The 1191-nt window shown below is 64.3% G+C and carries 1 protein-coding gene and 1 tRNA gene; one reads left to right on the top strand and one right to left on the bottom strand.

Going from position 1 to position 1191, the window contains the following annotated elements; all coding sequences use genetic code 11:
- Positions 1-21 precede the first annotated feature (21 nt).
- Entirely contained in the window at positions 22-567 is a 546-nt protein-coding gene (locus tag ACFU5M_RS34525) for a transglycosylase family protein (RefSeq protein WP_379055828.1), read from the bottom strand.
- A 524-nt stretch (positions 568-1091) separates the two neighbouring features.
- Between ACFU5M_RS34525 and ACFU5M_RS34520 the strand changes: the two genes are divergently transcribed.
- Positions 1092-1165, top strand: a tRNA-Met gene (locus ACFU5M_RS34520).
- The last annotated feature ends 26 nt before the right edge of the window (positions 1166-1191 follow it).

Below are 1191 nucleotides of genomic sequence, written 5' to 3'. Positions count from 1 at the left end.
GTTTTGTCGGCGCAGGATGTGTCAGCGACCGAAGGAATCGATCAGCGCGCTGTTCTGGCTCACGATCTGCTGGAACTCGCCCTTCAGGCCGTACTGCTCGGCCAGTTCCTCGGCGGCGGACTTCGCCTGCTCGACCGCGGACTGGGCTGCGGTCACGGCGGGCTGGGCGGATTCCGGCACGGCGGGCAGCTCCTCGGCCGCGACGAGCGGCTCCGGCTCGGAGGTGCCCTGGCGCAGGTACTGGCCGCACACCGGCCACGCGCCGGGGCCCTGGGTGGCGAGCACGTTCTCCGCCACGCGGATCTGCTCGGCCTTGCTCGCGTTGTGGGCGGAGCCCTTGCCACCGTTGGCCGCCCAAGTGCTCTGCGAGAACTGCAGGCCGCCGTAGTAGCCGTTTCCGGTGTTGATTCCCCAGTTGCCACCGCTCTCACACTGCGCGACGCCGTCCCAGTCGTGGGGCGCCGCGGAGGCGGAAGCGGTGGAGAGTGCGAACGGGACGGCAACAAGTGCGCCGGTGATGGCGGCGAGGCCGAGGGCGCGGGTGCTGATCTTCCGGTTCTCAGTCATGGTCGTTTCCCTCCCTGCGCCCGCCGGCACGGCGATGGAACTGCCGCGTCCCTGTCCCCAGGTCGTCGGGGATCCTCGAACCGCGGGACAGGGTTGCCGGTGTTCGGCGGTTCGAGTTCGAGCCCGTCTCGGATGATCCGGGCCGTGGACTGACGGTAACGAAGAAATCTCAGCAGATCACATCTGGATAACGCCGGAATTGCATGAAGCGAATAACAGCAATATCCCCGTTTTTCCAGGTGGGAAACGGCATCAACACGCCGGGGCAGTGCTAAGTTATCGCATCGTTATGTGATTGAGATCACGACGATATAGTGAAGTACGTCACGTTTGAAGTAGTCAACCTGTGGCAAATCTTGTGTGCGCGACGTCGAATGTGCTCGTCGCCGCGGTTGCCCTCGCGCCATCCGGGTCGGTTGCGCGTTCGCACCGGCGGTTCCGTGGTCTGTGGATTGCGTCGAAACCGCGGCTGAGCTGGCGATTTGCAGACTGTGTGAACCCGTGTGTAATGTTGTGTTCACCGACGCGGGGTGGAGCAGCTCGGTAGCTCGCTGGGCTCATAACCCAGAGGTCGCAGGTTCAAATCCTGTCCCCGCTACTAGCGAAACGGCCCGGAACCATGAC

It is taken from the genome of Nocardia sp. NPDC057455, from assembly GCF_042802775.1.
In the GTDB taxonomy this organism is placed as follows: domain Bacteria; phylum Actinomycetota; class Actinomycetes; order Mycobacteriales; family Mycobacteriaceae; genus Nocardia.
This window is presented reverse-complemented; position numbering and strand designations above follow the sequence as displayed.